Annotated in this window: 27 protein-coding genes; 12 read left to right on the forward strand and 15 right to left on the reverse strand. The window is 67.1% G+C overall.

Annotation, left to right across the window (positions count from 1 at the left end; translation table 11 throughout):
- Window positions 1-137: 137 nt before the first annotated feature.
- The 4 genes from ATO3_RS02900 to ATO3_RS02915 all read left to right on the forward strand — a co-directional run bounded on the left by ATO3_RS02900 (window position 138) and on the right by ATO3_RS02915 (window position 4,012).
- Complete coding sequence (locus tag ATO3_RS02900; RefSeq protein ID WP_088648277.1) at window positions 138-1,160, forward strand: branched-chain amino acid ABC transporter permease; 1,023 nt, start codon at window positions 138-140, stop codon at window positions 1,158-1,160.
- A 3-nt stretch (window positions 1,161-1,163) separates the two neighbouring features.
- Window positions 1,164-2,381 carry a branched-chain amino acid ABC transporter permease gene (locus ATO3_RS02905; protein WP_088648278.1) on the forward strand — a complete coding sequence of 406 codons (1,218 nt, stop codon included), beginning with the start codon at window positions 1,164-1,166 and terminating at the stop codon, window positions 2,379-2,381.
- A gap of 13 nt (window positions 2,382-2,394) precedes the next feature.
- Window positions 2,395-3,150 carry an ABC transporter ATP-binding protein gene (locus ATO3_RS02910; protein WP_088648279.1) on the forward strand — a complete coding sequence of 252 codons (756 nt, stop codon included), beginning with the start codon at window positions 2,395-2,397 and terminating at the stop codon, window positions 3,148-3,150.
- Window positions 3,151-3,256: 106 nt separating this feature from the next.
- A complete protein-coding gene (locus ATO3_RS02915) occupies window positions 3,257-4,012 on the forward strand; it encodes an ABC transporter ATP-binding protein (RefSeq protein ID WP_088648280.1) in 756 nt (251 codons plus the stop codon).
- A gap of 69 nt (window positions 4,013-4,081) precedes the next feature.
- Here ATO3_RS02915 and ATO3_RS02920 read toward each other — a convergent pair whose 3' ends face one another.
- Window positions 4,082-4,387: an EthD family reductase gene (locus ATO3_RS02920; RefSeq protein WP_088648281.1), complete on the reverse strand. Its 306-nt coding sequence runs from the start codon at window positions 4,385-4,387 to the stop codon at window positions 4,082-4,084.
- A 330-nt stretch (window positions 4,388-4,717) separates the two neighbouring features.
- Between ATO3_RS02920 and accB the strand changes: the two genes are divergently transcribed.
- From accB to aat, 3 genes are all read left to right on the forward strand, one after another.
- Window positions 4,718-5,206, forward strand: coding sequence for an acetyl-CoA carboxylase biotin carboxyl carrier protein (gene accB, locus ATO3_RS02925; RefSeq protein WP_088648282.1), 489 nt, complete (start codon window positions 4,718-4,720; stop codon window positions 5,204-5,206).
- Window positions 5,207-5,213: 7 nt separating this feature from the next.
- Window positions 5,214-6,566 carry an acetyl-CoA carboxylase biotin carboxylase subunit gene (gene accC, locus ATO3_RS02930; RefSeq protein WP_088648283.1) on the forward strand — a complete coding sequence of 451 codons (1,353 nt, stop codon included), beginning with the start codon at window positions 5,214-5,216 and terminating at the stop codon, window positions 6,564-6,566.
- Between the two features lie 109 nt (window positions 6,567-6,675).
- The gene (aat, locus tag ATO3_RS02935; protein WP_088648284.1) at window positions 6,676-7,308 is read left to right on the forward strand and encodes a leucyl/phenylalanyl-tRNA--protein transferase; all 633 of its coding nucleotides are present in this window, start codon (window positions 6,676-6,678) and stop codon (window positions 7,306-7,308) included.
- Here the strand turns inward: aat and ATO3_RS02940 are convergent.
- The 11 genes from ATO3_RS02940 to ATO3_RS02990 all read right to left on the reverse strand — a co-directional run bounded on the left by ATO3_RS02940 (window position 7,272) and on the right by ATO3_RS02990 (window position 17,371).
- Window positions 7,272-7,622, reverse strand: a complete 351-nt coding sequence (locus ATO3_RS02940; protein ID WP_088648708.1) for a DUF2155 domain-containing protein — start codon at window positions 7,620-7,622, stop codon at window positions 7,272-7,274. The genes aat and ATO3_RS02940 overlap by 37 nt on opposite strands.
- A 29-nt stretch (window positions 7,623-7,651) precedes the next feature.
- Window positions 7,652-8,107, reverse strand: coding sequence for an outer membrane lipid asymmetry maintenance protein MlaD (gene mlaD / locus ATO3_RS02945; protein WP_088648285.1), 456 nt, complete (start codon window positions 8,105-8,107; stop codon window positions 7,652-7,654).
- Window positions 8,107-8,490 (reverse strand): NADH:ubiquinone oxidoreductase subunit NDUFA12, encoded by a 384-nt coding sequence (locus ATO3_RS02950; RefSeq protein ID WP_088648286.1) that lies wholly within the window; start codon window positions 8,488-8,490, stop codon window positions 8,107-8,109. The genes mlaD and ATO3_RS02950 overlap by 1 nt, the downstream gene beginning before the upstream one ends.
- A 157-nt stretch (window positions 8,491-8,647) precedes the next feature.
- Complete coding sequence (locus tag ATO3_RS02955; RefSeq protein ID WP_088648287.1) at window positions 8,648-9,028, reverse strand: RidA family protein; 381 nt, start codon at window positions 9,026-9,028, stop codon at window positions 8,648-8,650.
- 116 nt (window positions 9,029-9,144) lie between these two features.
- Window positions 9,145-10,410 carry an ATP-dependent Clp protease ATP-binding subunit ClpX gene (gene clpX / locus ATO3_RS02960; protein WP_088648288.1) on the reverse strand — a complete coding sequence of 422 codons (1,266 nt, stop codon included), beginning with the start codon at window positions 10,408-10,410 and terminating at the stop codon, window positions 9,145-9,147.
- 172 nt (window positions 10,411-10,582) lie between these two features.
- Window positions 10,583-11,215 (reverse strand): ATP-dependent Clp protease proteolytic subunit, encoded by a 633-nt coding sequence (locus tag ATO3_RS02965; protein WP_088648289.1) that lies wholly within the window; start codon window positions 11,213-11,215, stop codon window positions 10,583-10,585.
- A 340-nt stretch (window positions 11,216-11,555) separates the two neighbouring features.
- The gene (locus ATO3_RS02970; RefSeq protein WP_198963191.1) at window positions 11,556-12,479 is read right to left on the reverse strand and encodes an ABC transporter permease; all 924 of its coding nucleotides are present in this window, start codon (window positions 12,477-12,479) and stop codon (window positions 11,556-11,558) included.
- A complete protein-coding gene (locus tag ATO3_RS02975; protein ID WP_088648290.1) occupies window positions 12,476-13,540 on the reverse strand; it encodes an ABC transporter permease in 1,065 nt (354 codons plus the stop codon). The genes ATO3_RS02970 and ATO3_RS02975 overlap by 4 nt, the downstream gene beginning before the upstream one ends.
- Window positions 13,533-15,074 (reverse strand): ABC transporter ATP-binding protein, encoded by a 1,542-nt coding sequence (locus ATO3_RS02980; protein ID WP_088648291.1) that lies wholly within the window; start codon window positions 15,072-15,074, stop codon window positions 13,533-13,535. The genes ATO3_RS02975 and ATO3_RS02980 overlap by 8 nt, the downstream gene beginning before the upstream one ends.
- A 41-nt stretch (window positions 15,075-15,115) precedes the next feature.
- Complete coding sequence (locus ATO3_RS02985) at window positions 15,116-16,216, reverse strand: BMP family ABC transporter substrate-binding protein (RefSeq protein WP_088648292.1); 1,101 nt, start codon at window positions 16,214-16,216, stop codon at window positions 15,116-15,118.
- Between the two features lie 111 nt (window positions 16,217-16,327).
- Window positions 16,328-17,371, reverse strand: a complete 1,044-nt coding sequence (locus ATO3_RS02990) for an isopenicillin N synthase family dioxygenase (protein ID WP_088648710.1) — start codon at window positions 17,369-17,371, stop codon at window positions 16,328-16,330.
- A 241-nt stretch (window positions 17,372-17,612) separates the two neighbouring features.
- On the opposite strand from ATO3_RS02990, the gene ATO3_RS02995 reads away from it, so the two are divergent.
- Complete coding sequence (locus ATO3_RS02995) at window positions 17,613-18,533, forward strand: isopenicillin N synthase family dioxygenase (protein WP_088648293.1); 921 nt, start codon at window positions 17,613-17,615, stop codon at window positions 18,531-18,533.
- 105 nt (window positions 18,534-18,638) lie between these two features.
- Here ATO3_RS02995 and ATO3_RS03000 read toward each other — a convergent pair whose 3' ends face one another.
- Window positions 18,639-19,562: a zinc ABC transporter substrate-binding protein gene (locus tag ATO3_RS03000; protein ID WP_088648294.1), complete on the reverse strand. Its 924-nt coding sequence runs from the start codon at window positions 19,560-19,562 to the stop codon at window positions 18,639-18,641.
- A 97-nt stretch (window positions 19,563-19,659) separates the two neighbouring features.
- On the opposite strand from ATO3_RS03000, the gene ATO3_RS03005 reads away from it, so the two are divergent.
- From ATO3_RS03005 to ATO3_RS03015, 3 genes are read left to right on the forward strand one after another with little or no spacing between them, the layout of a single operon-like run.
- Window positions 19,660-20,130 (forward strand): Fur family transcriptional regulator, encoded by a 471-nt coding sequence (locus tag ATO3_RS03005; protein ID WP_088648295.1) that lies wholly within the window; start codon window positions 19,660-19,662, stop codon window positions 20,128-20,130.
- The gene (locus ATO3_RS03010; protein ID WP_088648296.1) at window positions 20,127-20,903 is read left to right on the forward strand and encodes a metal ABC transporter ATP-binding protein; all 777 of its coding nucleotides are present in this window, start codon (window positions 20,127-20,129) and stop codon (window positions 20,901-20,903) included. Before ATO3_RS03005 ends, ATO3_RS03010 begins: the two co-directional genes overlap by 4 nt.
- A complete protein-coding gene (locus ATO3_RS03015) occupies window positions 20,903-21,694 on the forward strand; it encodes a metal ABC transporter permease (RefSeq protein WP_088648297.1) in 792 nt (263 codons plus the stop codon). Before ATO3_RS03010 ends, ATO3_RS03015 begins: the two co-directional genes overlap by 1 nt.
- Before the next feature lie 111 nt (window positions 21,695-21,805).
- Here the strand turns inward: ATO3_RS03015 and ATO3_RS03020 are convergent, their stop codons facing one another.
- Window positions 21,806-22,300 carry a DUF805 domain-containing protein gene (locus ATO3_RS03020; RefSeq protein WP_088648298.1) on the reverse strand — a complete coding sequence of 165 codons (495 nt, stop codon included), beginning with the start codon at window positions 22,298-22,300 and terminating at the stop codon, window positions 21,806-21,808.
- 342 nt (window positions 22,301-22,642) lie between these two features.
- On the opposite strand from ATO3_RS03020, the gene ATO3_RS03025 reads away from it, so the two are divergent.
- Window positions 22,643-23,410: an SDR family oxidoreductase gene (locus ATO3_RS03025; RefSeq protein WP_088648299.1), complete on the forward strand. Its 768-nt coding sequence runs from the start codon at window positions 22,643-22,645 to the stop codon at window positions 23,408-23,410.
- 365 nt (window positions 23,411-23,775) lie between these two features.
- Here the strand turns inward: ATO3_RS03025 and ATO3_RS03030 are convergent, their stop codons facing one another.
- Window positions 23,776-24,948 carry an FIST signal transduction protein gene (locus ATO3_RS03030; protein ID WP_088648300.1) on the reverse strand — a complete coding sequence of 391 codons (1,173 nt, stop codon included), beginning with the start codon at window positions 24,946-24,948 and terminating at the stop codon, window positions 23,776-23,778.

The raw sequence follows: 24,948 nt of genomic DNA on the forward strand, positions 1-24,948 counted from the left end.
CGCCATGGTCTGACCCAGGCGTTTCGGACCGGCCGGACCGTTTTCTTCACGGATAACGGACATGTCGCACTCGGTGTCTCCCCGGCCCATCCGCCGGGGAGAGCGCCGTCGCAAAACCACATCTTACGGGGGCACCGATGGACGGTTTCCTGCTGCAGGTCCTCAACGGGCTCGACAAGGGCTCGGCCTATGCGCTGATCGCATTGGGCCTGACACTGATTTTCGGCACGCTCGGCGTGGTCAACTTCGCCCATGGCGCGCTGTTCATGATCGGCGCCTTCTGCGCAGTGACGCTGCAACGCGTCCTCAACCTGTCGTTCGAAACCATCGACGAGACAAAGACCGACTTTCTAGGCAACCCGCTGAAGGTGAAGACGCCCTATGTCGAAAGCTGGTTCGGGCCGGAGGTCGGCGCGACCATCATCGACTGGGCGGTGCCGTTGTCGATCCTGCTGGCCATTCCGGTGATGCTGCTGATCGGGCTGGCGATGGAACGCGGGCTGATCAAGCATTTCTACAAGCGTCCCCACGCGGACCAGATCCTGGTGACCTTCGGCCTGGCCATCGTGCTGCAGGAGATCATCAAGCTGTGGTTCGGCGCCAACCCGATCCAGACGCCCCCGCCAGAGGCGCTGATGGGCGTGGCCAACGTGGGCGCGATCGTCGGGCTCGACCTGCCCTACCCGATCTGGCGGATCGTCTATTTCTGCTTTGCCGCAATCATCATCTTTGCCGTCTTCGCCTTCCTGCAATTCACCACCTTCGGCATGGTGGTCCGCGCGGGCATGGCCGACCGCGAGACCGTGGGGCTTCTGGGCATCAACATCGACCGGCGCTTCACCATCATGTTCGGCATGGCCGCCGCCGTGGCGGGGCTGGCCGGCGTGATGTACGGGCCGATCAACCCGCCGAATTACCACATGGGGATGGATTTCCTCGTGCTCAGCTTCGTCGTCGTCGTCGTCGGCGGCATGGGGTCCCTGCCCGGCGCCGTTCTGGCGGGCTTCCTGCTGGGCATCCTGGAAAGCTTCGCCTCCACCACCTGGGCCACCACAACGATCCCGGGCATCAACCAGATCATCATCTACCTCGTCGCCATCATCGTGCTGCTGACCCGTCCGCGCGGTCTGATGGGGCGCAAAGGCGTGATGGAGGAATAAGACATGTTCGGTCTCGACAAGAAAGACACCTCACTGCTGATCATCGTTGCCATCATCACCCTGCTGGCACCGTTCATCCTGAACCCCTTCCCCGAAGGCTCGGCCATGGCGCAGTTCAACGCCGGCTACCCGGACCTGATGCAGCGCTTCGTGATCTTCGGAATCTTCGCGGTGGGCTTCAACATCCTGTTCGGGCTCACCGGCTATCTCAGCTTCGGCCACGCCGCCTTCCTCGGCGTAGGATCCTACGCCTGTGTCTGGATGTTCAAGCTGCTGGGCTACAACATCCTGCCCGGCATCCTGCTGTCGCTGGTCGTCTCGGGGATCTTCGCGCTGGGGATCGGCTATGTCTCGCTTCGGCGATCGGGGATCTACTTCTCGATCCTGACGCTGGCCTTCGCGCAGATGTCCTTCGCGCTGGCCTATTCGGTGCTCTCGAACCCCAAGTTCAACCTGACCAACGGCGAGACCGGGCTGCAGGTCTATACCGACGATCCGCAGGTGCTGATGGGGCCGAATTCGCCCACCGTTCCGAACCTCTTCGGCCTGGAGATGAACGCCACCTACAAGCTCGAGCTCGGCCCCTGGCTGTTCCAGTTCAACGCAGGCTACTATTTCTGCGCCATCGTGATGCTGCTGGTGGTCTATCTGGCGATCCGGATCTTCCGTTCACCCTTCGGGCTGATGCTGCGGGCGGTGAAGTCGAACCAGCAGCGTATGGGCTACACTGGGCTGAACACCCGGCCCTACACTCTGGCCGCCTTCGTGATCTCGGGCATGTACGCGGGGCTTGCCGGCGGGCTGATGGCCTCTATGGACCCGCTGGCAGGGGCCGAGCGGATGCAATGGACCGCCTCGGGTGAGGTCGTCCTGATGACCATCCTCGGCGGCGCCGGCACCCTGATCGGCCCGATCCTGGGCGCGGGCTTCATCAAGTATTTCGAGAACATATTCTCCAAGATCAACGACAACGTCCTGCACCAGTGGTTCGCCTTCATGCCCGACTGGATGGAAAACGCGATGGTCTTCATCGTGCACCCCTTCATCGGCAAGGGCTGGCACCTGACGCTGGGTCTGCTGTTCATGCTGGTGGTGATCTTCCTGCCCGGCGGGCTGGTCGAGGGCGGGCAGAAGCTGATGCGCTGGATCCGCGGCGACCGGCGGAAGAAGAAGGCCGCAGAGAAAGCCAAGTCCACCACCACCACCGAACCGGCCGAGTAAGGAGCGCAAGCCAATGGGCATTCTCGACATCAAGGACGTAAGCAAGCGCTTCGGCGGGCTACAGGCGTTGTCGGACGTGACTCTCTCGGTCAAGGAGAACAGTGTTCACGCCATCATCGGGCCGAACGGGGCGGGCAAGTCAACGCTGCTGAACTGCCTGGTCGGCAAGCTGATCCCGGATACCGGATCGGTGATGTTCGACGGCAAGTCGGTGCTGGGACGGTCGCCTTATGAGATCAACCAGATGGGGATTTCCCGGGTGTTCCAGACGCCCGAGATCTTCGGCGATCTCACGGTGCTGGAGAACATGATGATCCCCTGCTTCGCCTCGCGCGACGGGGCGTTCGAGCTGAACGCGCTGAGCCAGTTCATGAAGCAGCGCGACGTGCTGGAGACGGCCGAGGCGATGCTGGTCGACATGAACATGGCCGACAAGCGCGGGATGCACGCGGCGTCGATGTCGCGCGGCGACAAGCGGCGGCTGGAGATCGGCATGTGCCTGTCGCAGAACCCGCGCCTTTTGCTGCTGGACGAACCCACGGCGGGCATGGCGCGGGCCGACACCAACAACACGATCGACCTGCTGAAGGAGATCAAGGAGAAGCGCGACATCACCATCGCCATCATCGAACACGACATGCACGTGGTCTTTTCGCTGGCCGACCGGATCACCGTGCTGGCGCAGGGCACCCCGCTGGTCGAGGACGATCCCCAGAACATCCGGGGCAATCCGAAGGTGCGCGAAGCCTACCTGGGCGAAAGCGCCTGATCGTACCGCCGCCCCGGGCAGGCGGTGGGTTGAAAACCCACCCTACCCCCGCCGCATCCGTAGGGTGGGTTTCCAACCCACCGCCCCTCCACCAGAGGACACCGCAATGAACGTCAAACCCGACTTTTCCAAGAACGCCAACATGGCGACCACCGCGCCGGCCTTCCTGTCGGTCTGGGACATGCATGCCTATTACGGCGAAAGCTACATCGTGCAGGGCATCTCGTTCAACGTGCACGAGGGCGAGATCCTGGCGCTTCTGGGCCGCAACGGCGCCGGCAAGACCACCACGCTGCGCTCCATCGCGCGGCTCGACAACCCCGAGGTCCGCCACGGCGAGATCTGGCTCGACCATCAGCCGCTGCACAAGATGCGCAGCCACGAGGCCGCGGTCGCGGGCCTGGGCCTCGTGCCCGAAGACCGCCGGATCATCGCCGGCCTGACGGTGGAGGAGAACCTGCAGCTCGCCCAGATCGCCCCGCCGATCGGCTGGTCGCTGGAGCGGATCTACGAACTTTTCCCGCGCCTGGGCGAACGCCGCAGGCAGGAGGGCGTTACGCTTTCGGGCGGCGAGCAGCAGATGCTGTCCATCGCCCGGGCGCTGGCCCGCGACATCAAGGTGCTGCTGCTGGATGAACCCTACGAAGGGCTCGCGCCGGTCATCGTGGACGAGATCGAGAAGACGCTGATCCACATCAAGGAACAGGGCATGACCACCGTGATCGTCGAACAGAACGCGGTCCGCGCGCTGGGACTGGCCGACCGCGCGGTGATCCTCGACACCGGCAGCATCGTCTTCGACGGCTCCGCCGCCGAGGTTCTGGAAAACGAGGACCTGCGCTCGGAATACCTGGCGATCTGAGCGCGCCTTTCGCCCCCGCATGCACAGGGGCCGGTGCCACCGCACCGGCCCGACGCGGTCCCGGATCTGTCAGCCGATATGGCCGACCATGACCTGCGGCTCGGAATTGGTGAAGTTCGGGATATCCGCCATCACCGGGCCCGAGGCGCCCAGAGCCTCGTTCAGCGCCGCCTGGTCGGCGAATTTCATCGTCGCGATGGCGTGAAACGGCGCCGGCTGGCCCGGCGGGCCCGACACCCCGCGCGACGCAAACGCCTCGGCGATATGCGCGCCCATGTGCTCTTCCACCATCTTCATGTGGGTGTCGAAGTAATAATCGTAATCGAACGTCGTGCCCTCCGTCACCGGATAGGCCACCTGCAGCGTCATCGTCATCGCATCCTCCCTGCCTGACCCGCGAAGGCTAGCACGCGGATGCGGGGGCACCAACATGATCCAGCGCCGGCCGCGCCTGCCGCGATCACCGCCCCCGGCCACGCCCCGATCCCGCGGCCACCTCCCCGGGCGCCAATCCGCCCTTCTGCTCGGCAAAGCTGCGCATTTCGTAGTGTTTGCCCTTGCGATCCGGGCCGAAATCGCCATTCTGCCGCGCAACCCGGGGCGCTTTTCACCGGCAGCGGCTTTGTCTATAAGCGCGCATCAGGCGGGCATTCCCCCCCTGGCCGCACCCCGGCCGGCGCCCGATCATATCGCTTGAGGATATTCATGACGAACGACACGCACATTGCGGACGTGGCTTTTATCAAGGCCCTTGCAGAGCTATTGCGCGAAAACGACCTGACCGAACTGGAGGTCACGCGCGATTACGGCGAGGATGACAGCCTCTCGGTCCGCGTCAGCAAGGCGCAACCGGCACCCGCCGCTGCCCCCGCACAGCAGGTCTATCATGCGCCCGCCGCCGCTGCCCCTGCAGCGGCCGAAGCCGCCCCGGCCGCCGACGCCTCCGATCCCGCGGCGCATCCCGGCGCCGTGACCTCGCCCATGGTCGGCACCGTCTACATGCAGCCCGAGCCGGGCGCACCGTCCTTCATCAGCGTCGGGGCCCAGGTCTCCGAAGGCGATACGCTTCTGATCGTCGAGGCGATGAAGACCATGAACCACATCCCCGCGCCCCATTCGGGCACCGTCAAGCGGATCCTCGTCGAAGATGGCGCCTCGGTCGAATACGGCTCGCCGCTCGTCATCATCGAGTGAGGCAGGCATGTTCAACAAGATCCTGATCGCCAACCGGGGCGAGATTGCCCTGCGCGTGATCCGCGCTGCGCGGGAGATGGGCATCGCCACCGTGGCGGTCCATTCCACCGCCGACAGCGACGCGATGCATGTGCGGATGGCCGACGAAAGCGTCTGCATCGGCCCGCCGCCGGGCACGCAATCCTACCTGTCGATCCCCGCGATCATGTCCGCCTGCGAAGTCACCGGCGCCGAGGCGATCCACCCCGGCTATGGCTTCCTGTCGGAAAACGCGACCTTCGTGCAGATCGTGCAGGACCACGGGCTGACCTTCATCGGCCCCACCGCCGACCACATCCGCACCATGGGCGACAAGATCACCGCCAAGGAAACGATGAAGGCGCTGGGTGTGCCTTGCGTCCCCGGCTCCGAGGGCGGGGTGCCGGATCTCGGGACCGCCCGGCAACTGGCGGACGAGATGGGCTATCCGGTCATCATCAAGGCGACAGCGGGCGGCGGCGGACGCGGCATGAAAGTGGCCGAGACCGCCGAGGGCCTGGAAAGCGCCTTCATGACGGCCCGGTCCGAGGCCAAGGCCGCCTTCGGCAACGACGAGGTCTATATCGAGAAATACCTCACCACGCCGCGCCATATCGAAATCCAGGTCTTCGGCGACGGCAAGGGCCACGCCGTCCACCTGGGCGAGCGCGACTGTTCGCTGCAGCGGCGCCACCAGAAGGTCTTCGAAGAGGCCCCCGGCCCGGCGATCTCGGCCGAGGAACGCGCCCGGATCGGCAAGATCTGCGCCGATGCGGTGGCCAAGATCAATTACATCGGCGCCGGCACGATCGAATTCCTCTACGAGAACGGCGAGTTCTACTTCATCGAGATGAACACCCGCCTGCAGGTGGAACACCCGGTGACGGAATCGATCTTCGACGTCGACCTCGTGCGCGAACAGATCCGCGTCGCCGCCGGCCTGCCAATGTCCTTCGGCCAGGACGACCTGTCGATCCGCGGCCATTCGATCGAGGTCCGGATCAACGCCGAAAAGCTGCCCGACTTCTCGCCCTGCCCGGGCAAGATCACGGTCTACCACGCCCCCGGCGGGCTTGGCGTCCGCATGGACAGCGCGATCTACGACGGCTACTCGATCCCGCCCTACTACGACAGCCTCATCGGCAAGCTCATCGTCCACGGCCGCGACCGGCCCGAGGCGCTGGCCCGGCTGAAGCGGGCCCTGGGCGAGCTGATCGTGGACGGCATCCACACCACCGTGCCGCTGTTCCACGCGCTGCTCGAAGAGCCCGACATCCAGACCGGCGATTACAACATCCATTGGCTCGAAACGTGGCTGGAGACTCAGCGCGCGCACGGCTGATCCGCCGGATGGTCCTGCCCGCCCGCAGCGCAGCAAGGATCGCCCGGATGTCCCCGCGCGGGCCCCGTCGGGGGCCCGCACGCCCCCGTGGCAGAAGGGCCCCGCACAGATGAGCCTGTCGCCCGAACTTCTGCTGCACGGCTATTCCATCGGCATCTTTCCGATGGCCGAACACCGCGAAGACCCCGAAATCTTCTGGGTCGATCCCAAGCGGCGCGGCATCTTCCCTCTCGACCGGTTCCACATGTCCCGTAGCCTGGCCCGGCGCCTGCGCAAGGCGGAATACCGGATCGCGATCGACACCGATTTCGCCGGCGTCGTCGACGGCTGCGCCGACCGGGCCGAGACCTGGATCAACGCCGAGATCCGCGCGCATTACCTGTCGCTCTTCACCTCGGGACATGCCCATTCGATGGAAGTCTGGGATGGCCAGACGCTTGTCGGCGGCGTCTATGGCGTCACGCTGGGATCGGCCTTTTTCGGGGAAAGCATGTTCTCGCGCCGCACGGACACGTCGAAGATCGCGCTGGCCTACCTGGTGGACCGGCTGCGGCAGGGCAATTTCACGCTGTTCGACACGCAATTCGTGACCGATCACCTCGCCTCGCTCGGCGCGGAGGAGATCTCACGCGCGGCCTATCACCGCAAGCTGCGCGATGCGCTGCTGCGCCAGGCCGATTTCACCGGCCCGGCCACGCCGACGCCTCAGGAGCTGATACAGCGCAACACCCAGACGTCGTAACGCGGGTGATCCAGCGCGTTGAGCGCGGGGGACGAGGCGATCATCCAGCCGGCGAACATGGCTTCCTGCGACTGCTCTTCCCGGATCACGAGATAGGCAAAGGCGTCGCCGGTCGGGTTGTCGGCCGGGTACCGGCAATCGGCCATCTCGACCACAAGGTTGAAGATCTCGGCGCTCTGGCCCGAGCGCACCTCGAAATCCTCGGTCCGACCGTTCACCTTGTCCAGGGCGCGCAGCACCGCGCCGCTGCCGGACACGGCGGCCTCGGCCTGGGCCTGTACCGGCGCGGCCGGCAGGACAAGCTGCGCCGCCATCAGCAGCGCCAGGGCAGCAGCGATCCGTGTCACTCGGACGATCCCGAGCCGGAAACGAACTTCACCAGCAGCGAAATCAGGCTGACCGCGCCCTGGGTATCGGTGATTTCGTCGCCGGCCTCGTAGTAGAAGGGCGACCCGCCGGGCATGATCTCGACGAAATTGCCGCCCAGCAGCCCTTCGGAGGCGATCACGGCCGCGCTGTCATCGGGGATCTCGATCCCGTTGGACACCGTGAAGGTGGTCATCGCGCGGTAGGTCGTCGGGTCAAGCTCGACACCGGTGACGGCCCCCAGCTTGACGCCGGCCAGGCGCACGTCGGTGCCCACGCTTACCCCTTCGAGAGAACGGAAGGAGGCGTTCAGCTCATAGGCGCCCCCGCCCCCGGCCCGCATGCCGGTGGTCTGGGTCGCGTAGACGGCAAACGCCACCGCCGCGGCCAGCACGACGCCGCCGACGGTGATCTCGGTCACGGAATGGGACATTATTCGGGGCTCCAGGCCTCGTAATCCGAACGGTCGACCGGGTTCACACGGCGGATCGAGCCCGGAGGCGCATAGGCCAGCGGTGTGCCGGTCAGGTTCTCCTGATGCGGCTTCTCCCAGGTCTTGTGCGCCATGGGCTTTTCGCTCGGCGGGGTGTCAAGCGTGCGGTGCAGCCAGGAATGCCACTCGGGGTCGATGCGCGAGGCTTCGCATTCCCCGTTGAAGATCACCCAGCGGCGGGCGTCGTCCGCGGTGCGGTAGAAAATGTTGCCTTGGTTATCCTCACCCACCTTGTGCCCGTGGCGACGGGTCCAGATCTGGGTGTTGATGGTCTGGCCATTCCACCAGGTCAACGCTTGGGTGAGCTTGCTCATGAACGACATGCGATACCTCTTCGGGATCCTTTGGAACAGGATATGACCCATTGGCGCCGATAGGTCCAGTGGGCAGTCGGGCGCAGGCGGAAGTCCTGCAATAGTTTGACGGCCAGGGCGCAAAGCCTGCGTTACCGCGCCCCGCCCCTTCGACCGCCGGACGGGCTCAGGGAACCCGGGCGGTCACTTCTATCTCGATCTTCATTTCGGGGGTCTGAAGCCCGGCGAAAAACACCGTGGCGGCGGGCAGCGCGGTGGCAAAGGCCTGCGACAGGATGGGCCAGCAAGGTTCCCAGTCCGCGCGGTCGGGCAGGATGTAGGTGGCGCGCACCACGTGATCGAGCCCCGTGCCCGCCTGTTTCAGCGTGGCGTCGATCGTGGCCAGCGCGTTGCGGCACTGATCCGTGATCGCCTCGGGCATGGTCATGGTCGCGTAATCGTAACCGGTCGTGCCCGCCACGTGCACCAGCCCGTCCGCCACGACGGCGCGGGAATAGCCGATCTTCGCCTCGAACGGCGACCCGGTGGAGATATGACGCACGCTCATGCCCCTGCCCCGCCCCCGGCCGTGATGTTGCGGAAAACCCTCAAGAGAACCTCCAAGAAAAAGGCCGACGCCCGGGGCGGGGCATCGGCCGTTATCCTTCTGCCGGTCGCCGGGGATCAGCCCGCGGTGGCCGAGCCCTTCTCGTCCACGTGGATCATCAGCGGGGCGGCGTCGCAATTCGCGGCTTCCTCGTTGACGACCACCTTGGTCACGCTGTCCAGCCCCGGAAGGTCGAACATCGTGTCAAGCAGGATGTCCTCCAGGATCGACCGCAGGCCCCGCGCGCCGGTCTTGCGTTCGATCGCGCGGCGGGCGATGGCAGTCAGCGCATCTTCGGTGAACTGAAGCTCGGTATCCTCAAGCTCGAACAGGCGCTGGTACTGCTTGACCAAGGCGTTCTTCGGCTTGGTCAGGATCTCGACCAGCGCTTCCTCGTCCAGGTCCTCGAGCGTGGCGAGCACCGGCAGACGGCCGACGAATTCGGGGATCAGGCCGAACTTCAGCAGATCTTCGGGTTCGAGATCGCCAAAGATCTCGCCCACGCCGCGTTCGTCATTGTCGCGCACATCGGCCCCGAAGCCCATGGCCGAGCCCTTGCCGCGCTGCGCGATGATCTTGTCGAGCCCGGCGAAGGCGCCGCCGCAGATGAAAAGGATATTCGTGGTGTCCACCTGCAGGAATTCCTGCTGCGGATGCTTGCGCCCGCCCTGCGGCGGGACGGAGGCCACGGTGCCTTCCATCAGCTTCAGCAGCGCCTGCTGCACGCCCTCGCCCGACACGTCGCGGGTGATCGAGGGATTCTCGGACTTGCGCGTGATCTTGTCGACCTCGTCGATATAGACGATGCCGCGCTGCGCCCGTTCGACATTGTATTCCGAAGATTGCAGAAGCTTGAGGATGATGTTCTCGACATCCTCGCCCACGTAGCCGGCTTCGGTCAGCGTGGTGGCATCCGCCATGGTAAAGGGCACATCCAGGATCCGCGCCAGCGTCTGCGCCAGCAGGGTCTTGCCGCAGCCGGTGGGGCCGATCAGCAGGATGTTGGATTTCGCCAGTTCGATATCGTTGCCGGCCTTCTGCGCATGGTTCAGACGCTTGTAGTGGTTGTGCACCGCCACCGAGAGAACGCGCTTTGCCGTGGCCTGGCCGATCACGTAATCGTCCAGAACCTCGCAGATGTCCTTGGGCGTGGGCACGCCGTCGGAGGATTTCAGGCCAGACGCCTTCGTCTCCTCGCGGATGATGTCCATGCAGAGTTCGACGCATTCATCGCAGATGAATACCGTCGGACCGGCGATCAGCTTGCGGACCTCGTGCTGGCTTTTGCCGCAGAAGCTGCAATAGAGGGTGTTCTTGTTGTCACCGCTGGAATTCGTCGCCATCGTCTACCTTTCGGCCGCTGCTGTCGGGCAGCCGCGTGTCCGTATCGACACGCATGTCTGCACTTCCGCCCACCTGTCAGGCCAGCTTAGGCCAGCTTGGGGGGGCTCCACAATCTTAAATTGACCTCCGCGCGGCGCACCGCGCGGACGGTCGAGGCGCTCTGCCGCCCAATCAGGCGTCAGCGGGCGCACCGGAATCCCGTGCTTCGACGATCTCGTCGATATGACCCCAGTCTTTCGCTTCTTCAGGGGACATGAAGTTGTCACGATCGAGCGCTTTTTCAACCGCCTTCTTCGTCTGTCCGGTATGTTTGACATAGATGTCGTAAAGACGGTCCTTCAGTTTCTGGGTTTCCGTCGCATGAATCATGATGTCGCTGGCCTGGCCCTGGAACCCGCCGGAGGGCTGGTGAACCATGATGCGGCTGTTGGGCAGCGAGTAGCGCATGCCCGCCTCGCCCCCGACCAGCAGAAGCGAGCCCATCGACGCCGCCTGCCCGATCACCAGGGTCGAGCATTTCGGCCGGATGTACTGCATCGTGTCATAGATCGACAGGCCCGAGGTCACCACGCCGCCGGGGCTGTTGATGTAGATCGAGATCTCCTTCGACGGGTTTTCCGCCTCCAGGTGAAGCAGCTGGGCCACCACCAGGTGGCTCATCCCGTCGTGGATCGGACCGTTGATGAAAATGATCCGCTCCTTCAGCAGGCGCGAGAAGATGTCATAGGCCCGCTCGCCCCGTGAGGTCTGTTCGACCACCATCGGGACAAGGGTGTTCATGTAGGTATCAATGGGATCGCGCATGGGATGAGGCCTGCTTTTTGACGTGTGGCGGGGGTGTTTCCCCTTTGGACTTCGGGGGATGTTAGTCACGGGGTTCGGGGGCTTCAAGGGCCAGTTGGCACAGCGGTTATCGATGAAAAACCGACGCCCCTCCACGGGTGCGCCGTGACAAGACCATTTCAGCCGCCACGGCATCACTCCTGCAGGCACATCCATCCCCATCCACGCGCCCGGACGTCCCGCTGTGGCGAGGTCATGCGCAGCAGGATCGGCACGGGCGCTTCGGAGGGTCACGCCGGCCAACCGCTCCGCACCGTCCTTCGGCCCGGCCGCTGCCGCCATCCCGCGGGTCCGCGATGTCTCACCGGTCCTGCCGGATGTAGGCCCGCCCCAGGAACCCCGGCTCTGCCTGACGCGCCCGTTTCGAGAACGCCATCAGCACCAGCACCGCGATGGTCAGCGCATAGGGCAGCATCGACAGCAGGTAGACCGGCACCTCCACCCCCATCGCCTGCAGGCGCGGAATCAGCGCCTCGGCCCCGCCGAACAGCGCCGCGCCGAAGATCGCGCGCAGCGGCGACCATTGCGCGAAGACCACCAGCGCCAGCGCGATCCAGCCGCGCCCGGCGACCATGCCTTCGGTCCAGATGTTCGACCCGCCGACCGACAGGTAGGCCCCCGCCAGCCCGATCAGCAGGCTGCCCGCCGCCACCGCGCCCAGCTGATACAGCTGGATATCCACGCCGCTGGCATCCGCCGTCGCCGGGTCCTCGCCCACCGCGCGCAGCCGCAGGCCGCCGCGCGATCGCGCCAGCCACAGCCCCAGCGCCGCCGCCAGGATCAACGCCAGCCAGACCATGCCGTCCTGCTGCATCATCCGGCCGATCACCGGCACGCCCTCCAGCTCATCGAACCAGCCCAGCACCGCAAGCCCCGCGAACGGCATGTGCGCCGCCCCGCGCCCCAGCGCCGCCGAGGCCCCCAGCGCGATCGCCGCCAGCGCCAGCCCCGCCGGGATCTGCGGCGCGCGGAAGACGATCACCGCCACCATGAACGGGACCGACACCGCCAGCCCGGCCAGCGCGCCCAGCCCCATCGCCTGGCCCGGCCCGAAACCGCCCAGCGAGGCCGCCGCCCCCACCATGGCACCCAGCGCCATCACCCCCTCGACGCCAAGGTTCAGGATCCCCGCCCTCTCGCACAGCAGCAGCCCAAGTGCTGCCAGCAGCAGCGGCGTCATGAACCCGGGCATCGCGCCCAGCCAGGCGGTCACCGCCAGCATCATGCCACCACCCCGCGCGCCAGCCGCACCCGGTAGGTCGTGACGAATTGCGCCGTCACCAGAACCAGCAGGATGATGCCCTGCGCGATCAGCACGATGCCCTCGGACACGCCATAAAACACCTTCAGCGAGGCGCCGGCCACGTAGAGCCCCGCGATGAACAGCGCGACCAGCGGGATCCACCCCGGCGCGTTGCGCGCCAGCGCGGCGATCACGATGCCGTTGAATGTCATGTTCAGCCCCACCGCCTGGGTCAGCCGATACTCAGTTCCGGCCACGATCACGCCCCCGGCCAGCCCGGCCATCGCCCCGCCCGCCAGGATCGACAGCAGCAGCACGCGACCCGCCGGAAACCCCAGCGCCAGCGCGGCCTTCGGATTGTCGCCCACGAAGCGCGCCGCGTAGCCATAGCGCAGCCGCCCCAGCGCCAGCGCCGCCAGCGCCACGGCGACCAGCGCCAGCACCAGCCCGCCGTTCACATCGCCCCAGCCGAAGCGCGCCAGCTTCTCGGCCTCCCCGAACACCGGCGAGGTGGGAAAGTTGAAGGTCGGGTCCCGGAACGGCCCGAACAGCAGGTGCTGCAGCAGCAGGAAGGCGATGTTCGACATCAGCAGCGTGACGATCACCTCCGACACGCCCAGCCACATCTTCAGCAGCGCCGAGGGCAGGATCCACAGCGCCCCGCCCGCCATCGCCGCCACCATCATCAGCGGCAGCCGCAGCGGCCCGCCGATATCGTACAGCGCCACCGCCGTCGCACAGATCGCGCCCAGCCAAAGCTGTCCCTCGATCCCGATGTTCCAGAACTTCAGCCGCAGGCACAGCGCCGCCGCCAGCGCGCCCAGCATCATCGGCGTCGCCATCGTCACCGTCCGCGCCAGCCCGGCGGGCGACAGGAACACCTGCACCACCAGCTCGTTGAACAGTGCCCCCGTCGGCACCCCGGCCGCCACCAGCACCGCCAGCGACAGCGCCAGCCCCAGCGCCAGCGCGCCCGCATAGGTCAGCGCCGCGCGCACGGCGCCCGCGCCCTGCCGCCGCTCCAGTGTCACGGTCTCAAGCATGGCCCAGCATCAGCTCCCCGATCTGCGCCCGGTCGGGCCGCCCGTCCGGCGTTGTCGCGATCCGGCCCCGGCTGATGACCGAAATCCGATCCGACAGCGCCAGCACCTCCTCCAGATCCTCCGAGATCAGCAGAACGCCCGCGCCCCGCGCCACCGCCTCCAGCAGCCGTTCGTGCACATAGGCACAGGCCGCCACGTCCAGGCCCCGGGTCGGCGAATGCGCGATGATCAGCCGCGCGTCCCTGTCGAGCTCCCGCGCCAGCACGACCTTCTGCGCATTGCCGCCCGACAGCAGCCGCACGGGCCGCCGCCCGCCGCCCGTCGCCCCGGCGATCCCGTAGGATTGCACCATCGCCGCCGCATGCTGCCGCACGCGCGACGGCCAGACCATCCGCCGCCCCAGCGCGCCGGTCCGCACCAGCGTCGCGGCCAGGTTCTCGGCCAGCGAGACATTGGGCGCCAGCGCATCCGCGCTGCGATCGGCGGGCACATAGCGCAGCCCCAGCCGCCGCCGTGCCGCCACCGACAGGCCGGTCAGGTCCCGGCCCTCCAGCGCCACCTGTCCCGTGGCCGCGCGCAGTCCCAGAATCGCCTCGGCCAGCTCGCGCTGCCCGTTGCCGCCGACCCCGGCCAGCCCGTGGATCTCTCCGGCCCGCAGGCTAAGCCCGGCGTCCGAGACATAGGCCGCCCCGCCGTCGCGCACGCCCAGCCCGGTGACCTCCAGCAGAACTGGGCCCGGCGTCGACCCGCTGCGCCGCCGCTGAGTCGTCTCCTGATCGCCGATCATTGCGCGCGACAGGTCGTCCCGCGTCACGTCCTCGACCGCGTGGCTGGCCAGCACCATCCGCCCCCGCCGCAGGACCGAGACCCGGTCGCCCGCCGCCAGCACCTCGCGCAGCTTGTGGGTGATGAAGATGATCGCATGGCCCTGCGCGGCCAGGTCACGCACCAGCGCCAGCAGCCGGTCGGCCTCGGCATCGGTCAGCACGGCGGTCGGCTCGTCCAGCACGAGGATCCGCGCGCCCAGCAGCAGCGCCTTCAGGATCTCGATCCGCTGCTGTTCCGCCACGGACAGCCGCGCCACCGGCACGTCCAGATTGACGTCCAGGGCCGAGCGCTTGACCACCGCCGCGATCTGCTCTTCGACCACGGCCCGGCGCGGCACCAGCGGCAGGCCGGCCGCCGCAAGGTGCAGGTTCTCGCGTCCGGTGAATGGCTGCACCAGCTTGAAATGCTGATGCACCATGCCGATCCCCAACGCGACGGCGGCCGAGGGTCCGGCGATGCTCACCGCCGCGCCTTCGATCTCGATCCGGCCGGCATCGGCGGTGTAGATGCCGGAGAGGATGTTCATCAGCGTCGATTTCCCGGCGCCGTTCTCTCCCAGAAGCGCATGGACCTCCCCTGCGGCGAGGTCGAAATCGACGCCGTCCAGAACCAGGTGATCGCCAAAGCGTTTCGACGCCCCGAAGATCCGGAGCGCCGAAGGCGCGCCGGGCAACGCCGGCGCGACAGTCTGGACGGGTTTTGTCACAACGTCAGCCTGGGGTCTTCAGGGCCCGTCTTCGGGCCTTTTCAGTTCAATGTGCCTTTCACGCCCTCGACCAGGAATTCCATGCCCCAAAGGCCGCCATCGTCCAGCACCTCGCCCTCGGGAACGACGACCGTACCGTCCTGCGCCACGACCGGCCCGGCAAAGACCTCGAACGTGCCGGCCTTGATCGCCTCGGCGGTCTCCTCGATCTGCGCCTTCACCTCGTCGGGCACGTCATCCGACAGCGGCGTGATCCCCACCGTCCCGTCGGCCATGCCCGGGAACGCGCCCCATTCCGACGGCTCCCAGCTGCCGTCCTGCAGCGCGGCCAGCGTCGGCACCAGGTATTCGTCCCAGTGGAAGACGACCGAGGTCAGGTGGCCTTCGGGCGCGTGTTGCGACATGTCCAGCTGGAAGCCCACGGACTTCGCCCCGGCCTTTTCGGCCGCGATGAAGGGTGCGGCCGAGGACAGGTTGTTGCCGATCACGTCCACGCCCTGGTCCAGCAGCGCCTGCGCCACCTCGCCTTCCTTGACCGGATCCCACCAGGAGTTGGTGTAGACCACGGTCGTCTCGACCTCGGGGTTCACGGCCTGCGCGCCAAGCGCAAAGGCATTCACGTCCCAGTTCACCACGCCTACGGGGAAGCCCGCGATGATCCCGATCTTGCCGCTCTCCGAGGTCGCCCCCGCCGCCATCCCGGCCAGGTACCAGCCCTGGTAGGTCCGCGTGTAGAACCCTTCGAGGTTCGCCGCGTTGGTCGCGCCCGAGGCATTGACGAAGGCAACATCGGGATGCGCCTTCGCGGCTTCCAGCACGCCCTCGGAATAGCCGTAGCCGGTGGCCACGATCACGTTGAAGCCGCGCCCGGTGAAGAGATCCACGGCGTTCTTCAGCGCGGTCGCCTCCTCGGGCACGCTCTCCACCGTGGCGATCTCCAGCCCCAGCTGCGCCTCGACCGCCATCCGCGCATTGTCGAGCGCCTCGTTCCAGCCGCCGTCGCGGGCGGTGGCGGCATAGATGAAGGCGACCTTGGGCTCACCCTGGATCTCGAAGGCGGCAAGCGGAAGCGCCTGGGTCAGGCCCGCGGCAAGGCTCGCCGCCAGAAGCGCGCGACGGGGCAGTTTCGGAAATGCGGTCATGGGTCTCTCCTGTCAGTTCGGGACGGAGCATTGCCCCATGATCCCACTTTTTCTTTTCTTATTAGATTCTTGTAAATCAAACCTAACCTGACACATCAGGCGCGGCCCGGGTCACTCCACCGTCTCGCCGATCCGATGCGCGTAGGTCGCATCGAACCGCGAGCGCACGTAGTCGCCGCAAGTGATCGGCTGGTACTTCGGCGGATTCTCGGGCGTCTGGCAGGTCGGCAGCACCTCGATGACCTCCTGGCTGTTCACCCCGAAGAAGAACGGGATCGAATAGCGTTCTTTCCCTGTCTGGTTGATCGCGCGGTGCACGGTCGACTGAAAGTAATCGTTGGTCCAGCGCGCCATCAGGTCGCCGACATTCACGATGAACGCCCCCGGCACGGGCGGTGCCTGGATCCAGTCGCCGGCCTGGTTCAGCACCTGCAGCGCCGGCTTTTCATCGGTGCAGAGGATGGTGAAGCATTCGTAATCCGAATGCGCCCCGATGCCGATCTGCTTCTCGCCCTCGGCGGCGTTCTGGTCGGGATAATGCAGCACCCGCATATGCGCCATCGGCTTGGTGATCTTGCCAAGGAAGAAATCCTCCGGCAGCTCCAGCGCCAGCGCGAAGGCGCGGAAGATCTTCTTGCCCACCTCCTGCGCCGCTGCGTGATAGGTGGTCAGCGGCCCGCGAAAATCCTCCAGCTCGGGCCACTGGTTCGGCGCATAACCGTAAACCCCGGCCTGCACGTCCGCGTCATCCTCGGGCAGGTCCAGCGCCAGGTCAAAGCCCTCGTGCAGATCGCCGTTGTTGTCGGGATCGGTGTTTTCGCCCAGCAGCGGCGTATAGCCCCGCATGGCATCGGATTTCTCGACCGAGATCGCCTGTTTCGCCTCCAGCGGCAGGTCAAAGAACCGATGCGCGGCGCCGAATGTCGCGTCGATGATCTCCTGCGGCATGCCGTGGCCCTTGGCATAGAAAAAGCCGACCTCGGTGCAGGCCTTGCGCACCGCCTCGCCCACCTTCGCCCGCTCCGCCGCATCCGCGCTGTCCATCGGCGCGAAATCGATCATCGGGATCTCTTCGAAGGGCGGCACCTTGGCCTCCGTTCCGCTGGAAAAAAACGCGCGTGGGCCGTTGCCCGTCTGAATCGTCGTCACGCTCATGCCCTGATCCCCTGTGTCCCCGTTTGTCACGACCGGACCTTTCGGCGCGGCGCCCGGCCCGTCAATCGCGCATCCCGCCTGGCCCGGCATGGCACCCATATTTCCGCCCATTCCGCAGGCAGTCTGCCTTATCCTGCGGCAAAACGTGAGTCCCTTGCCGCCGATCCTTGGCCACGCGCGCCGCTGCGCTGCCGTTTCGGAAAGCTCGGGGCAAATCTCGACCCAACAGCGGAGGCCCCTCATGACAGACATCCCGATCCTCGACTGGCAACGCTATGCCTCCGGCACGGACCCGGAGGGCTTTGTCACCGACCTGGGCCAGGCCTGCCGCGACACCGGGTTCTTCCTGCTCACCGGCCATGGCATCCCCGAGCCGCTGATCGCGGATGTCTTCGCGCAGGCCGCCGGGTTCTTTGCCCGGCCCGAGGCCGAGAAGGCGCCGCTCGACATCCGCCGTTCACCGCACAACCGGGGCTGGGCGGCGATGGGGTCCGAGGCGCTGGATGAAAAAAGCGGCCAGATGGACCGGAAGGAGGCCTTCAACGTGGGTCTCGACCTGCCCCCGGACGATCCGCGCGTGATCGCCGGAGAGCCCTTTCGCGGCGTGAATGTCTGGCCCGACCAGCCCGGGTTCCGCGAAACGATGCTGGGCTATTACGACGCGGTCCTTGGACTGGGCACAGCTCTTCATGCGGCGTTCGAGGCGGATCTTGGCCTGCCCGGGGGCCATTTCGCCCCGCATTTCTCCGCCCCGATGGCGACGCTGCGCGTCCTGTCCTACCCGGCCTCGACGGAAGGCATCGGCGCCGGGGCGCATACCGATTACGGGTCGATCACGCTGCTGATGTGCGACGGCGTGCCGGGGCTGCAGGTCAGGCCGCGCGGCGGAGGCTGGACCGACGTGCCCCATGTGCCCGGCGCCTTCGTGGTCAATATCGGCGATTGCCTCGCGCGGTGGTCGAACGACATATACGTCTCCACACCGCACCGCGTGCTGCCGCCGCCGCGCCCGCGCCGGTCGATTGCCTTTTTCCTCGATCCGAACCCGGACAGCGTGATCGCCGCGCTTCCGGGCACCGGCGCACCGAAATACCCGGCGATCACCGGCGCCGATTACCTGCGCTCGCGGCTTGATGCCACCTATACGCCCGCCCAGACATAGGGGCGGCAGGACACTTCAACATCGCACCCCAAAGCGCTGCCATAAAACAAAAACACCCCGGCAGTAACCCTGCCGGGGCGCAGATCCATCACGCCTGACGCCGGCTTACTTCCCGGCGCTCCCGACACATTCCGTCACCGCTCCTGCCATCTGCTTTAGAAGCGCCTCGTAAAAGCCTGATCCCAAATCAATATTCGACCCCAAAGGATCCAGGATCGCCACGGGAAGCCCGGCCTCTTCGGTCACGGCGTCCAGCAGGCCGGGATTGAACTGCGGCTCTGCCATGGCGCAGACCACGCGCCCCTCGCGCGCCGCGTCGCGCAGGGCCGAGACCCGCGCCGGCCCCGGATCGCTGTCGTCGGCGGCGGTAATCGCGCCCACCATGGTCAGGCCGAACCGCGCCTCGAAATACTGGAAGGCATCGTGGAAGGCGATCAGCGGCACATCCCGCACCGGCGCCATCTGCGCCTGCAGGCTGTCGGTCAGCTCGGTCAGTTCGGCCACGCCCGCCTCGGCATTGGCGCGGTAGAGCGCGGCATTCTCCGGGTCCAGCCCGGCCAGCGCATCCGCCAGCGCCGGCAGCCACACCGCCGCGTTCATCGGATCCAGCCAGACATGCGGGTCCTCGCCGCCATGGTCATGGTCATGCCCGGCCTCCTCGACGTGGCCGTCATGGGCGTGGTCCCCGAACAGCGCCGTTTCGCGGAACGCGTACAGCTGGGTCTCCGGCACCTCCATCAGCACCAGGTCCTGCGCATCGCCCGCCGCCAGCGCCCGGTCCAGCCAGGGCGACATCTCGGGCCCGATCCAGACCACCAGGTCGGCCTGCATCAGCGCCCGCGCCTGGCTGGGCTTCAGCGCCATGTCATGGGCCGACACCCCCGGCGGAATCAGCAGCTCCGGCGTGCCCGAGCCCTCCATCACCATCGACACCAGCCCGTGCACCGGGGCAATGTCGGCCACGACCCTTGGCGGCTCGGCCGCAAGCGGGCTGGCCAGAAGGCAGAAGAAAGACAGAAGGCGGCGCATGGACATCTCCGGCATGTTATACTATAACAGGTGGCGACTGCCTTAGACGGACCGTTATAACATAGCAACCCCGAAAGACGAGCCAAGAGCCTGCCCCATGTCCACAATCGGCTTCGACCGCCACGATCACACCCGCTGCATCACCGACACGATGGCCACCGCCGACGCCCATTGCGCCGAGGAAGGGCTGCAGTTCACTCCGGTGCGCCGCCGCGTGCTCGAGATACTGCTGGCCGAGCATCGCGCGCTCGGCGCCTATGACATTCTGCCGGTGCTGGCCGAAGAGGGCCTGGGCTCGCAGCCGCCGGTGGTCTACCGGGCGCTGGATTTCCTGGTGAAGAACGGGCTCGCGCACCGGATCGAGCTGCTGAACGCCTATATCGCCTGCGCCCACCTGGGCCGGTCGCACCGCCCGTCCTTCCTGATCTGCCGGGAGTGCCGGCTGGTCGCCGAGGCCGAGACGGAGCTGGCCCAGGGTCAGCTGGGCGATGCCGCGCGCGAGGCGGGCTTTTCGATCGAGCGCATGGTGGTCGAGGTCGAAGGCCTCTGCCCGGCCTGCGCCGCATGACATCCCCCCTCATCGAGGCCCAGGACCTGCGCGTCGATCTCGACGGGCGGAATGTGCTGCACGGCGTCAGCCTCGCCGTCGCCCCGGGCGAGATCATCACCATCGTCGGGCCGAACGGGTCGGGCAAATCCTCGCTGCTGCGCGCGCTGGTCGGCGCGATTCCCCCCGCCCGGGGCAAGGTGGTCCGCACGCCGGGGCTGCGCATCGGCTACGTGCCGCAGAAGCTGTCGATCGATCCGACCCTGCCGCTGACGGTGAACCGCTTCCTGTCGCTGCCGCACCGCATCCCCCCGGCCCGGGCCGCCGAGGCGCTGGAGCAGGCCGGTGCCACGGGCCTTGGCGCGCGGCAGATGACACAGCTTTCGGGGGGCCAGTTCCAGCGCGTGCTGCTGGCCCGTGCCCTGCTGGGCACCCCCCAGGTCCTGATGCTGGACGAGGCGACCCAGGGCCTCGACCAGCCCGGCGCCGCCGCCTTCTACCACCGCATCGAAGAGATCCGCCGCACGCTGGGCTGCGCCATCGTCATGGTCAGCCACGATCTGCACGTGGTCATGGCCGCCTCGGACCGGGTGGTCTGTGTCAACGGCCATGTCTGCTGCGAAGGCACGCCCGAGATCGTCGCCTCCGCCCCCGAATACCAGGCGCTCTTCGGTACCGGCACCAAGGGCACTCTGGCGCTCTACCGGCACGAACATTCGCACCACCACCACCACGACCATCCGCATGATCACGCCCACGATCATGTGCCTGCAGCCGCCGAGAAGACCCACTGATGCTTGACGATTTCCTTGTCCGCGCGGCGCTGGCCGGGCTTGGCGTGGCCGTGGCCGCCGCCCCCCTTGGCGTCTTCGTGGTATGGCGCCGCATGTCCTATTTCGGAGAGGCCACCGCCCATGCCGCCGTCCTTGGCGTGGCGCTGGCGCTCGGCTTTTCGCTGCCGATGATGCCCGCGATCCTGATCGTGGCGCTGGTCATGGCGCGGCTGGTCTCGCAGCTGGCGGGCCGGGGCCATGCGATGGACACGCTGCTGGGCGTCGCCGCCCACAGCTCGCTTGCCGCAGGCCTCGTCGCGGTGGCGCTGCTGCCCGAGGTGCGGCTGGACCCGATGGGCTATCTCTTCGGCGACATCCTCGCGGTGACGCGCGGCGATCTGGCGGTGATCTGGGGCGGCGCGGCCCTGGTACTGGCGCTGGTGTGCTGGCGCTGGCAGGCGCTGCTGACCGCCACGCTCAGCCCCGATCTCGCCTATGCCTCCGGCCTCGATCCCCGGCGCGAGGACCTGATCCTGACACTCTCCCTCGCCATCGTCGTGGCGGTGGCGATCAAGGTGGTGGGCGTCCTGCTGATCGGTGCCATGCTGGTGATCCCCGCCGCCGCCGCCCGGCCGCTGGTGCGCACGCCCGAGGCGATGGCCCTCGGCGCGGGGCTGGTGGGCGCCGTGGCGGCACTTGGCGGGCTGGGCGGGGCCTTTGTGCTGGACACGCCGACGGGGCCGACCATCGTCTGCGCGGCGGCGCTGATCTTCGCGGTGACGCTGACCCTGTCGCGGCTCAGGCGGGGCTGAAACCGGCGGCCCCTGCCCGTCGCAGGCCGCGCCCGTGGCAGGTGTCGGATTGAGTATTTCTGCAAAGATGAAGGACCGGGGCGTGCCCTTGCGGCCCGTGTGGCGCGGGCGTCAGGCGGGCGGCCAGCCCCACTTGTTCTGGCCGCGCTCGCTGGGCCGGGTCAGCCACCACAGCACCAGCAGCGGCGAGATCACCAGCACGATCAGCGCGCCGAAGGCCACCAGCCCGCCGATCGCGCCGATCGCCTCGCGCAGCTGGGCAAAGGCGACGCCGGGCTCGGTCGGCATCACGCCACCCAGAAAGCCGATGAAGCTGGTCGTGCCGATCAGCACGATCGCGGGGTAGAACAGGAAAAGGCCCGACCGCCCCGTGTCGTGCATCCGCCGCCAGCCGGCCGAGATCAGCGGAAAGCCCCCGACGAACAGAAACAGCGTCGAGGCCGGCACCGCGCCGTACTCCCCGAAGAGCGCCGTATCGATCTGACCCGCGGCGGCCGAACCCAGAACGAAGAACAGCACGAAATACCAGAATTCCGGCCGGCTCGCCCGTCCCCGGAAGGTCACGCAGCGCCGGTATCCAAGACGGATCGCCTGGCCGAAGCTCATGCCGGGACCCGGGCGGGGCGCCGCACCCTCTTGACGCAGAAATCGAACATCTCGCGGTCGGCCGGCATCGCGGTCTTCTCCCCTCACCAACTGGATACAGGGAATGTCACGGATCCCACCGCCGGTAAACATCCGCGCATCCCCCGTGGAATGTGGCCGCGATCTCGGACCCATGGCGCGGCATCGCCCCGGCAGCTCAGGGCTGCCTGGGCTGAGAGCCGGTCTAAACCCCCGGGCGCCCGATGCGATCAAGAAACCGCGATCTCGACCATGCTCCGGGGTTTCCGGCGCGGGCCGGCCCGCTTAGGTTGCCCCCAGATCCCCAGGAAGGAGGACCAGGCCATGACAGCGCTCAAGGACAAGACCATCATCATCACCGGCGCCAGCCGCGGCATCGGCGAGGCCGCCGCGCGCAATTTTGCAGACCAGGGCGCCGCCGTCGTGCTCGCCGCCCGGTCGGGCGATGCGATCGACACCATCGCCGCCGAGATCCGCGAAGCCGGCGGCACCGCCTCGGCCCTGGCCTGCGATGTGGCGGATTTCTCCGCCGTGCAGCAGCTGGTCGACCATGCCGTGGCCACCCATGGCCGGCTCGACGGGCTGATCAACAATGCGGCCGTCATCGACCCGATCGCCCATATCGCCGAGGCCGATCCCGCCGCCTGGGGCAAGGCCGTCGACATCAACGTCAAGGGCGTCTTCCACGGCCTGCGCGCGGCGCTTCCGCCGATGCTCGACCAGGGCGGCGGCACGATCGTCAACATCTCCTCGGGCGCGGCCACCGGCGTGCTGGAGGGCTGGAGCGCCTATTGCTCGACCAAGGCCGCGGTTCTCTCGCTGACCCGCGCCACGCACCTGGAATACGGTGACAGGGGCATCCGCGTCATGGGCCTGTCGCCCGGCACGGTGGCGACCCAGATGCAGCGCGAGATCAAGGCCTCGGGCCTGAACCCGGTCAGCCAGCTCGACTGGGAGGATCACATTCCTCCCGAATGGGTTGCGCAGGGCCTGGCCTTCCTGTTCGAGCCCGCCGCCAACGACTGGCTTGGCACGGATTTCTCGCTGAAGACCCCCGAAGGCCGCGCCGCCGCCGGCCTGCCCGCCGCCTGAGCTGAAGCTGGGCCGCTCCTGACACCCACCTGACGGGCTCCTGACATCCCAATTCAGGGGCCCGGTCACGTCCTGACAGACAGAAAGCACCCCGCGCCGTCCACGGACCTCCGGGTGCCCACCCCATGTCTTCTTCTTGGCCCAAATACCTCATTCCCCGGCCGGCCACCCGTCACATCCACCGGCAGCAGGGCACTGCCCCCTGTCTTCACCTTTGTCCAAATACTCAACCCGCAGCCGGCCACCCCGCGCAGGTGCCCGCAGCAGGGCACCGCACCCGGGAAATCCCTAAGACTTCCCTAACACGCGCCTGCAACCCATTGAAAAATATAGACCCGCCAAGTGTCCCACGCGTGGGACACCCCTCAGCCGCGCGGCCCCGCCACGGGCCCCGGAGGATAGATCGCCACCCCGGTCATCGTGTGGTTGACGTGCAGCCCGTCAATCTGCTCGCCGTAGCTGGAAAACCCGACCACCCGGAAACTGCGCAGGATCTCGGACACCTTCGCCGTCAGCTGGTGATCCTCCGCCTCGATCCGGCGCAGGATGCAATCGAAGGCCAGGATCGCCTCAGGATGCACCTCGTCGGCCAGGCCCGACAGATGGCTTTCAAGATGCGCGGCGATTTCCGTGGGCTCGCCCAGCGACAGAACCAGCCCCTCGTCGATGGCCGATCCCATCGACAGCGACCGGTCGTCCAGCCGCTCCTGGATGCCGCGCACGTAATGCCGGTCGCCGAAGCGGACCACCAGCGGATGCGCCGCGAAGGTCGACAGGCTCACGTCCTGCGGATCCAGCCCCAGCAGGCGGGCATATTCCTCGATCGCCGGCGCCGCGTTGATCTCGTGCACGATCCGCTTGCCCGGCTCCGCCCCGGTCACCACCAGCCGCCGGTCCGTGGGCGAGAAATGATCCAGGCTGAACACCCGCACCGGACAGGCCGAGCGCACCAGCGCGATCACCGCGCCCCCGGTCGAAACCTTGCCGCCATGGGCGATATAGGTGGTGCGGAAGGCGCGCCCGTCCCCGGCCGAGCCGCCGAAGAACGGCATCCCCGCCAGCCCCGGCGCCAGTTGCCGCAGCAGCGCCTCCTCGCCCATCGACACGCCGTCGATCAGCCCGTAGGCGAATTCGGACAGCCAGTTCGGGTGATCCGCCGCCAGCGCGTTGCGCTTGGCCACGATCGCGTTGATCAGCCCCTGGGTGTCGATATTTGCCAGGTCCGCGACCTCGACACATTCCACGGCGAAATGCCGCGCTGGAAAGCCCACCGCCACGGTCGAGCCCTCGCAATAACCCTCGGGAGAGATCTCTCCGGCGGTCGTGCAGGCGCTGAGCGGGGCGGCGCAGGCATCGGTGGCAGCCTCCACCAGCCCGGCAAACCCGGGTCCGGGGGCCGAGAAGATCAGAACATGCGCGAAAGGGCCCTGCCCCAGCGCGGCGATCAGGTCATGTGCCACGCCCGGGCCGGTCCCCGCAACCGAGGCCGTCCGCACCACGTCGGACGGGCCGCGACTAGGATCCAACTCCTCCACCAT

The sequence above is a fragment of the Marinibacterium profundimaris genome (assembly GCF_002210095.1).
GTDB lineage: Bacteria > Pseudomonadota > Alphaproteobacteria > Rhodobacterales > Rhodobacteraceae > Marinibacterium > Marinibacterium profundimaris.

Bases quoted from the DNA above. Each gene is read 5' to 3' on its own strand.
- ATO3_RS02900 (WP_088648277.1), top strand. From the start codon at position 138: ATGGACGGTTTCCTGCTGCAGGTCCTCAACGGGCTCGACAAGGGCTCG.
- ATO3_RS02905 (WP_088648278.1), top strand. From the start codon at position 1,164: ATGTTCGGTCTCGACAAGAAAGACACCTCACTGCTGATCATCGTTGCC.
- ATO3_RS02910 (WP_088648279.1), top strand. From the start codon at position 2,395: ATGGGCATTCTCGACATCAAGGACGTAAGCAAGCGCTTCGGCGGGCTA.
- ATO3_RS02915 (WP_088648280.1), top strand. From the start codon at position 3,257: ATGAACGTCAAACCCGACTTTTCCAAGAACGCCAACATGGCGACCACC.
- ATO3_RS02920 (WP_088648281.1), bottom strand. From the start codon at position 4,387: ATGACGATGACGCTGCAGGTGGCCTATCCGGTGACGGAGGGCACGACG.
- accB (WP_088648282.1), top strand. From the start codon at position 4,718: ATGACGAACGACACGCACATTGCGGACGTGGCTTTTATCAAGGCCCTT.
- accC (WP_088648283.1), top strand. From the start codon at position 5,214: ATGTTCAACAAGATCCTGATCGCCAACCGGGGCGAGATTGCCCTGCGC.
- aat (WP_088648284.1), top strand. From the start codon at position 6,676: ATGAGCCTGTCGCCCGAACTTCTGCTGCACGGCTATTCCATCGGCATC.
- ATO3_RS02940 (WP_088648708.1), bottom strand. From the start codon at position 7,622: ATGGCGGCGCAGCTTGTCCTGCCGGCCGCGCCGGTACAGGCCCAGGCC.
- mlaD (WP_088648285.1), bottom strand. From the start codon at position 8,107: ATGTCCCATTCCGTGACCGAGATCACCGTCGGCGGCGTCGTGCTGGCC.
- ATO3_RS02950 (WP_088648286.1), bottom strand. From the start codon at position 8,490: ATGTCGTTCATGAGCAAGCTCACCCAAGCGTTGACCTGGTGGAATGGC.
- ATO3_RS02955 (WP_088648287.1), bottom strand. From the start codon at position 9,028: ATGAGCGTGCGTCATATCTCCACCGGGTCGCCGTTCGAGGCGAAGATC.
- clpX (WP_088648288.1), bottom strand. From the start codon at position 10,410: ATGGCGACGAATTCCAGCGGTGACAACAAGAACACCCTCTATTGCAGC.
- ATO3_RS02965 (WP_088648289.1), bottom strand. From the start codon at position 11,215: ATGCGCGATCCCATTGATACCTACATGAACACCCTTGTCCCGATGGTG.
- ATO3_RS02970 (WP_198963191.1), bottom strand. From the start codon at position 12,479: ATGATGCTGGCGGTGACCGCCTGGCTGGGCGCGATGCCCGGGTTCATG.
- ATO3_RS02975 (WP_088648290.1), bottom strand. From the start codon at position 13,540: ATGCTTGAGACCGTGACACTGGAGCGGCGGCAGGGCGCGGGCGCCGTG.
- ATO3_RS02985 (WP_088648292.1), bottom strand. From the start codon at position 16,216: ATGACCGCATTTCCGAAACTGCCCCGTCGCGCGCTTCTGGCGGCGAGC.
- ATO3_RS02990 (WP_088648710.1), bottom strand. From the start codon at position 17,371: ATGAGCGTGACGACGATTCAGACGGGCAACGGCCCACGCGCGTTTTTT.
- ATO3_RS02995 (WP_088648293.1), top strand. From the start codon at position 17,613: ATGACAGACATCCCGATCCTCGACTGGCAACGCTATGCCTCCGGCACG.
- ATO3_RS03000 (WP_088648294.1), bottom strand. From the start codon at position 19,562: ATGCGCCGCCTTCTGTCTTTCTTCTGCCTTCTGGCCAGCCCGCTTGCG.
- ATO3_RS03005 (WP_088648295.1), top strand. From the start codon at position 19,660: ATGTCCACAATCGGCTTCGACCGCCACGATCACACCCGCTGCATCACC.
- ATO3_RS03010 (WP_088648296.1), top strand. From the start codon at position 20,127: ATGACATCCCCCCTCATCGAGGCCCAGGACCTGCGCGTCGATCTCGAC.
- ATO3_RS03015 (WP_088648297.1), top strand. From the start codon at position 20,903: ATGCTTGACGATTTCCTTGTCCGCGCGGCGCTGGCCGGGCTTGGCGTG.
- ATO3_RS03020 (WP_088648298.1), bottom strand. From the start codon at position 22,300: ATGAGCTTCGGCCAGGCGATCCGTCTTGGATACCGGCGCTGCGTGACC.
- ATO3_RS03025 (WP_088648299.1), top strand. From the start codon at position 22,643: ATGACAGCGCTCAAGGACAAGACCATCATCATCACCGGCGCCAGCCGC.
- ATO3_RS03030 (WP_088648300.1), bottom strand. From the start codon at position 24,948: ATGGTGGAGGAGTTGGATCCTAGTCGCGGCCCGTCCGACGTGGTGCGG.